An 8,415-nucleotide genomic window follows, 5' to 3' on the forward strand; every position below is an offset into this window, starting at 1 on the left:
ACGTCTGCCTTTTCCAGGGGAATCTTGATCTCTTCGATCTGATCGGCCGCTACCTTCCATCGATCGGAGATCTGTGAAATCTCCTCTGCCAGCTTATCCTCGAGCTCCTCCAGCTCTCTCTCCTTTTCCTCTTTCTTTTCTTCTGCAGAGCGCAGACGCTCCTGAGTGCGAATCGTCATTGAGCGCCGGGATGCTGCCCCGCCCAGGCTCAGGGAGCGACGCCGGCCACCGAGAAGCCCTGATAGAAGATCGCCAGCACCATGGAGCAGCTCTTCCTGCTGCCTCTGGCGGGTATCTGTATTGAGCTCTCGAACCCTTCGATCGGCGTTGTTGAGCTGGGATTTTATTCGGTTGATGGAGGACTCATGCTTATCTTTGAGCTTCGCCATTTCCGCATCTGCCTTATCCTCAGCTGCCTGGAAGCATCTTCTCTCAAAATCATTCCTCGACTCGCCCACCCTGGAGTACAAATCCAGGGCAGGATTGCGNNAGGGGGAAGAAAATCGCTTCCCATTCCTCGGTATGATCGACCGCTGCTTTATTGTCATCATATTTGAGATGGACACGGGCGATCAGGCCTGCTTGGAGCCGCCTTCCTCCGGGTATTGACCGCACCTGAGATGCCCAGGGGGCTGATGGATCCAGATAATAGACTGCAGTGGATGGATCCACTCGGGGAGCCACCTGGCTCTCATCCCTGGATATCTCTCCAGAGGCTGGAGGGAATCCACCAGAGCTTCTCCTGGTCATCTCCATTCCTCCTTCCTGCCGCAGCGTTTCCTGTGAGGCGGCAGCTGAGGCGATCTTGAAGCTCGTGCTAGCGGCGGTCCCATAGGCAGCCCCAGCGCCGGCGGAGGAAGAGGATATGGAAATGCTGCGCAGAGGGTGATCACGGGTCAACCTCTCGATCTGGTTTCTATCTAAAGGTCCTGCCAGGTAGGACATAGACCACCGGCTGGTGAAGATCACCGGCTCTTTGGCCTTGGCCGATTGAAGGACGAACTGTCGCTTGCCCAGGTTTGAGATCAGCCGGTCGAAGAGCTTCATGTCTGTCTGGCCGGAGACCGATTCGATTCCCTCCAGAATCCTGGCCTTATCCCTTTCCGTCTGCAGTCTGCCGATCATCCATGTCCCGGCGTTGGACATCGCTTTGTAATCCAGGTCAACCGGATTCTGAGTGGAGAGGACCATGCCTACCCCGTAAGCTCGACCCTGCTTGAGAATGGTCAGGATCTGCTTTTTCGATGGCGGCTCGGCGGTAGGTGGAGCGAAGCCAAACACCTCATCCATATAGACCAGCGCCCTGAGGTCCGGAGTTCCAGATTGTCTTCGCATCCAGGTTATCAGCCTGGAGAGGATTAGAGTGACCACAAACTGTCGCTCGGCTTCAGAGAGATGAGCGAGATAGATTATTGAGGCCTGTGGTTGGCCACGGGAGGAATACAGCATTCTCTCGATATCAAGGGGAGGTCCCGCCATCCAGGCGGCAAAAGAGGGGGACGCAATCAGGCCGTTGAGCCTTATTGCCAGTCGGTCTCTCTCCTTTTGGGGATAGAAGCTATCGATCTCAAACACCCCCAATTTTCTCATAGGCGGATGCCGTACTTGAGCGATCAGAGATCCCAGGTCCAGATCCCGGCCCTCGCTCCAGGCTTTCTCGATGATGTTTGCCAGGAGAATGTGCTCCGGGCTGGAGATGGGGTCAGCGTCGATCCTGGCGAGCACCAGGAAAGAGGAGACCAGGCCCTCGATCTCATCCCGCCCGATCTCTGCCTGCGAGGAGTCGGACCAGTCCAGCCTGGGGGCAACAAGCGATCCGACCACATTGATCGGGACCCCGGATACTGAACCTGGGGTGTAAATGGTACAACTCGCAGAATCGGCAAGCTTTTGCATTCGGTCTGGCCCTATTCCCCATTCTGCCAGACCAGACCTCCAGCTCTCTGAGATCTGGACGGCGAGCTGATCGGTGCTGGTAGCTCGGCTTTTTGCTTCGGCCTCATTGATCCAGGGGAGAAAGTCTCGGGGAGAGAACGATGGGAAGTTCAGGAGCAGGTTGCCCATATCCCCTTTTGGATCCAGTATAAGGCAGGGAATTCCCGAGGAGAGAGCCTCCTCCAGCATGACTATTCCAAGGCCTGTCTTGCCCGAGCCCGTCATTCCTACGATGATGCCATGGGTGGTCAGGTTGCGGGCATCGTAAATGATGTCCCTCTGCATGCGTTGGCCGCTAACCGGGTCGATTACTCCTCCCAGGAACATCTCGCCCGGCTGGATCGCCTGGTTCCCCTGGTTCCCTGCAGTCATGATAAGGCTCTCCTGTATCCTCTCAAATGATCCCAGGTTTGCTGGATGGGATAATTCTCCCGATCGTCATCAAATCTAATGCACCTTCTCTTGCGAATGTAGATCAACCCCAATCAAGGCTTTCTGTGTCTTATCCTGAAGCCTGACATAAATGATGCTAGGATTATATGTTAGACTGAAAGCGAAATATTAAAATGTATCGCAATTGAATTGTTGAGTTGATCGCTCCAACCGATATTTGATGATCTATCAATATGACAATCTAGTGAGCTATCAGCAAAACTATCTATATACTATGAGCTCTAAACATATACCAGAGGTAGGGCGGCATGACTGAGCAAGAATCATTCTGGGAGAACGAGAGCTTTGTGGTGGTCACAGATAGGACAAAGCCGGCCATGAAGTGGACAATCGAGGAGCTGGAGAAGAAAAGGAAAGAGGATCTACATCGTCGATTTGTCAGACGATCCTGAAAAAGGAAGCGTATCACGATTTTCCGATCTATCCCCTGAAATAGATTGTGCAGTAATTGGTCTGACAAAAAAGGATCCTGCACATGCAGTTGAAGAGCTAAAGACAATCGGCATCAAGAATTTCTGGATACACTGGAGAACGGAGACTGATGGGACCAAGAAGATGAGTCAGGATGCGGTGGTGCATTACATAGCCGGCAGATGCCCCATGATGTACCTGGCCGATAAGGGATTCAATATGCATTCCATACATAGAGCAGTGGCGAAGATATTAGGCAAATATTAGGAAGTAATAGGCATACCATAAGGGGATACAGGTGAGAATATAAGGTAAAATTCATAGGTAATAACCAGGAGAAAACCCAGGAACGATATAATATAAATTAAATAAATAGATATATTCTAATAGGGCTTGATGGCAAAATATATATAACTTTAGCGAGGACCTCTAAAGCATGTCGTGGCTCTTAATTCGCAATTTTAGTCGAGAGCACGGACGCGATGCGTCCTTAGATGCATCCATGATTAAACCCGGCCTATAAGGCCCAATCCGATGGCTCGGATTGGGTATTGAATGCCGAATGTGCGCTATGTTGATTGTTCGAGCATAGATGTTATTCATTCTCTGAAAGCATCGATGAACGGGATCAATCTCTTGATTCAAAACAAAGACATTGCGCTGCAATATAGCATTCAGAATAGAAGTTTTGAGGCAATGCCAGATCAGATCCAATAAGACCGGATCTTTCAAGCTGAATCCATCAGCAAGGATTCATCATATCTGATCAGCATAAGCAGATTAATTAAGTGATAAGTATAAAAAACATAGAAAGAAATGGCCGGATGAAGCCCTTCTGGTCTGCAAACTCGAGAGACTCCATCAGGTTGATTGCTCTAAATAGCGCCTATGCATTAAAGCATTTTGGCGCTCCAAGGCAAACACCGCGGCCAACTCTTTCAAGGAGTTGGAAAATGAGAAGGAATATCCTGTATACGACAGAGGATTGCACGCAAAGTAAGCGTTTGGTGTGCCTCTTAAAAGAGGCTAATTTGAGTTTTGAAGAAGCAGACATGAGAAGCAAAGAATCACTGCTGCAGCTCAAATCCATGGGCATCTCTGCTCCTGATTCTCCCCTGCTGGTTATGGATGATAATCCATTGAGGTTCTTGAGCTCAAACGACATCAATTCAATGGCAGACAAGAATTTGCTGGCATTGGTCCGGTAAGAGGACGATTATTGAGATGGGGAATGTCAGGGAAAGATTGTGTTAGATGTTATAAATAATATAGTATATCTGGAGAATTATTGAGAATGGTGTTGCCGAGATGTCCTATGTGCGGTTCCATGTGGATAGCACATAATGAAAATAATCCAAAACCAGAATGCGAGACTTGCGGTCAGAAATTAAGGAAGAGAGAGAATGGAAAGGGTTACGAGGTTGCTTGAAATGAGATCAAATAAAATGAACGCCAATTCGGATATAGATGAGTTCGATAGATCAACCAGATATAGATATGCGCTTTCATACACAGAAAGGAGGATGTTCTGAAATGGAGCCAGATGGTTACTATTTCTTCTCAGAAAAGCAAAAAAAGATCAGAGAGATGGTTGACCCATCGCCCACATTCTTTGCCAGGATAGGAGGCAAGGTGGTGGAATGCACAGAGAGAAGCTCATCACCAAAACCCTCCGGCCCCTTCGACGACTACAAATCTTATGGCAGAGGCATCTATATCGGTGAAAAGCCAGAATGAAATGGAGGGACTCATCCACTCAGAGCCTGAGGCCAAGGGTTGATCTGATTCCGGATCCACCGATTCACCATGGTGGCCGATAAAGGCGAACTGAAATATATGCATAAGTAATTTTGGGGGTGGACTGGAACTGCCTGCAAAGCCCTCTTTTATTTTTTTCTTTCAAGATCAATCTCATGAATCCGCCAGCAGATTATTCGCTCAGATATCTGAGCAATCAGCGTCCAATGCCTACCTATCCAAGCTTCCCTAAAGAGCCATCACCCATTAATCCGATTGCCTGCCTCATTCATCTCAAACGACATGATTAATACTAACATCAAAGCATACCCAAATCAGGAAATATCGAAATGGTGGATCTCTATGGCGATTAGTACCAGGCTATTTGGAAGGACTGGCCCATCCGTCACCCGCGTGGGCCTGGGAGGAGAAGGAGTGCTCCGCACCTACGGCCGGGGAAGGGATGCGCTGCAGGTTATTGAGGAGGCCGCAACCAGGGGCATTAGCTACTTTGATTCTGCCAAGGCCTATGCCGGCAGCCAGGGATATTACGGCAGTTTCTATAGGAGCCATCAGGAGAACCGATCCACCATATTTCAGACCAGCAAGTCAGCCGCCCGCGAATATCATGAAGCCCGGGCCGATCTGTTTGAGACTCTGGAGGTTATGGGATTGAAGAGCCTGGACCTGTGGCAGATCCATGACCTCCGCACCAGAAGGGAGAAGGAGGAGATCGAATCCTCCAATGGCGCCCTAAAGGCCTTCATCGAGGCAAGGGATTCGGGCCTGACGAAGTATATCGGTGTTACCGGTCACCACGATCCAGAGGTACTCCTGGCGGCGATAGAGAGCTGGCCTTTGGATGCCGTCCTCCTTCCCGTCAATCCGGCAGAGGCGATAATCGGCGGATTCATGGACAGGGTCATTACTGCTGCCCTGGATAAAGGAATAGCCGTGATAGGAATGAAGGTATTGGGGGCACGAAACTACATCGCACCAAATCTGGGGATCACACCAGAGCTATTGATCCGGTTCGCCCTCTCTCGGGATATCACCACCGCCATTGTGGGATGCTCCAGCCCGGAAGAAGTGCAGCAACTGGCCAGGTTGGGCGAGGACGGCCGACCCCTGGACCCGTTGGAGGAAGCAAGGCTGATGGATCTCTTCCGCCCACATGCTAAGAGTCTCGCCTACTACCGGGGCAGAATATGAGCCGCTCTGTCTTAAACGATGGTCAACTGCTCAGCACTCAGCCCCTCAATACTTCTGAATGCATATCCCTATTCTCAATAGCTTTATGAATTTCAAGAAGGCAGAATGTAAACGAGGTAATACTATGAGAACGATGTCATTGAAATTGATATTATTGGCACTGATCGTTGCCCTGGCAACTCCCCTGGCCCAATCAGCCGAGGGCGAAACCGCTCCGGCTATAGGCCAGCTTTATCCGGTTGACTGGCTAGAGGGAGCATACGTTACTCCCATTGATCGGGCTTCGTTGATGGACCCGGGGATTGCGGGCATGGTTCGCTGGCTGGATTCTCCTGTTCCATCCTACCCTTGGTACAGCTCCGACCTGACCTTCTCCAGACAGATGGCGCCATCATCTACATTCGCTCCATACAGGGAGTATTATTATACTCAGGCCATTCCCATGGACGGCGAGATCGTAAGCAATCCCGTTAAGTTCAATGTTACACAATCTCCACCATCTTATCTCTATTATGGAAACGGCCAGGGACTGGCTTATGCTCAGTATCTGTCCATCACCGCTCCTCAGGCCAATGACCTCTGGATCCGGGGCAGGCAAAACTGGACTCAGTATCTGGTAAGCCCAGTAGGAACGACTCTTGATCTAGTCGGCCGCGTACCCCTGGGAGGAACAGGCGGATTTTTCGAGAGCATCACAAATGGAACGAACGCCCAGAGGTCCAGGATCTACCAGTTCCATCAAGGCTATAACAGCATGAAGTACCGGGCGGATGAGATGGGAAGACATATGCTCTATTTTGTGGTGGATAACCAGCCGAGCAACGTTATAATAATCGATGTATTCGCCCAGGCCCCATCGGCTCAGCCCCCAATCTATCCCACAGAAGCAGGGCAGTCAGAGCAGTCTGCACCATCACCATCAACATTGCAACCTTCTGCTGCACCTTCCTCTGGCGATACACCGGTATCGATCCTTTATCCCGGCAAATCCGCCTTCCAGGTCTACGTCGATGGAGCGCTCGTGGGCGTAGGACAGAATGGCGTATTCAACCTGAGCGTCCAGGGCGGCGTGAATCATGTGATAAGCATCTGGGACGGCTTCTGGATGTATGAGAACGATATACTCTTCCCGGCCGGTGTGCCCAAAGAGATCCATGTGGAGGGGGTTTAGGCCAGGACCGTTTTGCAGATATCGTCCAGGATAATTCACCTCGCCTGGTCGGGGTTAATTCAGGCCTGGCAGCCCATCGGCCGGGCTGAACCCTGGCCGGTGCCCCACGATTTACGATCAATTTCCGCTAGTGTGCGGGAATGATCGGGCTGCATCGCTGTCTGGCAGGCGGGCATTCTGGGGTGCTCTCGCATGGGCGCGCGTGGCCGCGTGGGCTTGTCGCATGGAGGGCCGGGAGGCCGGTCGGGCGTGCGGTTGGGGGCTTGCCTATTTGATGGGCAGCTTTTCAAGGGGGGCTGGATTTTGGGAAGCAATGGCGGGTCAGCTTTTATTACTAGCTGAAAATTATAACCGAACAACTACCGATCACACCACAGAGCCACAGAGCGCACGGAGGACGCACAGAGATTCTTGGGCGAAGTTTCGGGGCTGTCGTCTCCAGATTTGCAATTATTGCGAATTGTAGGCTACTTGCACAGCAGCTCATCAGCTGTGCTGCATCCTCGCCGGAGTCCAAGGTCGCGCTCCCCAGTGCTTCGCTCGTGGCAGGGCCAACGGGTATCATGGCAGTTTACAGTGCGATGGATCAATTTAAATATGAATCAGATCATTTAGATTTCTGTTGGCTAATGCGCAAAAATGCATCTATTGGAAGGAGGAGTCGCTCATTCCCGAAGAGATACCAGAGCAGTACTACAGTTTAGATGATAACCAGATGCCTTACGGCGGAGCAACAGACATCCACGGCAAGATACTCTGGAAGGTCTCCAAAGAAGAGCATGACCAGATGATGTTTCGCATAAAGAAGGCATTTGGAAAAGAGTAATGGCTATGCGGCGAGCAGCCATTGATGCGGATATTTTCTTCTTTTCCATCAGCCATAAGAGCGAAAGCCTAACCAAGCGGGATATAAATCCGTACGATATTAAAAAATTTTTATTCCATCTTAGCAGTCATCCTGATATCTCGCTATGTGTTCCCATATCCGTCCTTGGAGAAGTAGTCATCATATGCGTTGAAGGTGAGTGGAAAGGCCGGGAGGACAAGCATAATCGTGAAGAGCTTCACGAGCTTATCGATATCTGGAGCGGCCTGAGAATTTCATTTCTTCACCCTAATGAAGCAGTTGCTACTACCTGCTACAATCTGTATAACCACAGCAAGTATAAAGATTCAAGAATCAAACCAGCTGATTTGGTGCATTTGGGATACGCTCTGGCTTACGACGTGGACTTTTTCATAACCACCGACAGAATTCTAAGGGGCTATAGCATCCCGAAAGAGTTCAAGACCAAAGTTCTGCATCCGCATGAAGCTCAGGCCATTTTAAAATAACGGAGCCGACGGCTTCTCATTCAGTTGGCTCGTCCTCTAGACATGGCCCTAATGGCGGAGTTGATGTTGCAGGCGTTCGTGCGTGCTCTCGCATGGGCGCGCGTGGCCGCGTGGGCTTGCCGCCTGGGGGCCGGTTGGGGGTAGTGTCCCGAAATTGCTGT

The 8,415-nt window shown here is 50.7% G+C and carries 10 protein-coding genes; 8 read left to right on the forward strand and 2 right to left on the reverse strand.

Annotation, left to right across the window (positions count from 1 at the left end; all coding sequences use genetic code 11):
• On the reverse strand, positions 1–389 hold a 389-nt coding region (locus BP822_RS01150), incomplete at its 3' end, for a hypothetical protein (protein ID WP_286877547.1).
• Positions 390–438: 49 nt separating this feature from the next.
• Positions 439–2,307 (reverse strand): ATP-binding protein, encoded by a 1,869-nt coding sequence (locus BP822_RS01155; RefSeq protein ID WP_286877548.1) that lies wholly within the window; start codon positions 2,305–2,307, stop codon positions 439–441.
• Positions 2,308–2,636: 329 nt separating this feature from the next.
• Between BP822_RS01155 and BP822_RS01160 the strand changes: the two genes are divergently transcribed.
• The 8 genes from BP822_RS01160 to BP822_RS01195 all read left to right on the forward strand — a co-directional run bounded on the left by BP822_RS01160 (position 2,637) and on the right by BP822_RS01195 (position 8,254).
• On the forward strand, positions 2,637–2,780 hold the full coding sequence (locus tag BP822_RS01160) for a hypothetical protein (protein ID WP_013718029.1): 144 nt from the start codon (positions 2,637–2,639) through the stop codon (positions 2,778–2,780).
• Positions 2,764–3,066, forward strand: a complete 303-nt coding sequence (locus BP822_RS01165; protein WP_273271691.1) for a CoA-binding protein — start codon at positions 2,764–2,766, stop codon at positions 3,064–3,066. Before BP822_RS01160 ends, BP822_RS01165 begins: the two co-directional genes overlap by 17 nt.
• A 785-nt stretch (positions 3,067–3,851) precedes the next feature.
• Positions 3,852–4,007, forward strand: a complete 156-nt coding sequence (locus tag BP822_RS01170) for a hypothetical protein (RefSeq protein ID WP_157863588.1) — start codon at positions 3,852–3,854, stop codon at positions 4,005–4,007.
• A gap of 325 nt (positions 4,008–4,332) precedes the next feature.
• The gene (locus BP822_RS01175; RefSeq protein WP_013718035.1) at positions 4,333–4,536 is read left to right on the forward strand and encodes a hypothetical protein; all 204 of its coding nucleotides are present in this window, start codon (positions 4,333–4,335) and stop codon (positions 4,534–4,536) included.
• Between the two features lie 363 nt (positions 4,537–4,899).
• A complete protein-coding gene (locus tag BP822_RS01180) occupies positions 4,900–5,748 on the forward strand; it encodes an aldo/keto reductase (protein ID WP_273271690.1) in 849 nt (282 codons plus the stop codon).
• Positions 5,749–5,881: 133 nt separating this feature from the next.
• On the forward strand, positions 5,882–6,919 hold the full coding sequence (locus BP822_RS01185) for a hypothetical protein (protein WP_273278749.1): 1,038 nt from the start codon (positions 5,882–5,884) through the stop codon (positions 6,917–6,919).
• A gap of 622 nt (positions 6,920–7,541) precedes the next feature.
• Positions 7,542–7,745: a hypothetical protein gene (locus BP822_RS01190; protein WP_013718038.1), complete on the forward strand. Its 204-nt coding sequence runs from the start codon at positions 7,542–7,544 to the stop codon at positions 7,743–7,745.
• On the forward strand, positions 7,745–8,254 hold the full coding sequence (locus tag BP822_RS01195) for a PIN domain-containing protein (protein WP_048131557.1): 510 nt from the start codon (positions 7,745–7,747) through the stop codon (positions 8,252–8,254). The genes BP822_RS01190 and BP822_RS01195 overlap by 1 nt, the downstream gene beginning before the upstream one ends.
• Positions 8,255–8,415 lie beyond the last annotated feature (161 nt).

The organism is Methanosaeta sp. UBA458 (assembly GCF_002496085.1).
GTDB lineage: Archaea > Halobacteriota > Methanosarcinia > Methanotrichales > Methanotrichaceae > Methanothrix > Methanothrix soehngenii.

What these genes read in the sequence shown, in the direction of transcription:
- BP822_RS01160 (WP_013718029.1), top strand. Translation starts at nt 2,637, where the DNA reads ATGACTGAGCAAGAATCATTCTGGGAGAACGAGAGCTTTGTGGTGGTC.
- BP822_RS01180 (WP_273271690.1), top strand. Translation starts at nt 4,900, where the DNA reads ATGGCGATTAGTACCAGGCTATTTGGAAGGACTGGCCCATCCGTCACC.
- BP822_RS01195 (WP_048131557.1), top strand. Translation starts at nt 7,745, where the DNA reads ATGGCTATGCGGCGAGCAGCCATTGATGCGGATATTTTCTTCTTTTCC.
- BP822_RS01175 (WP_013718035.1), top strand. Translation starts at nt 4,333, where the DNA reads ATGGAGCCAGATGGTTACTATTTCTTCTCAGAAAAGCAAAAAAAGATC.
- BP822_RS01170 (WP_157863588.1), top strand. Translation starts at nt 3,852, where the DNA reads ATGAGAAGCAAAGAATCACTGCTGCAGCTCAAATCCATGGGCATCTCT.
- BP822_RS01185 (WP_273278749.1), top strand. Translation starts at nt 5,882, where the DNA reads ATGTCATTGAAATTGATATTATTGGCACTGATCGTTGCCCTGGCAACT.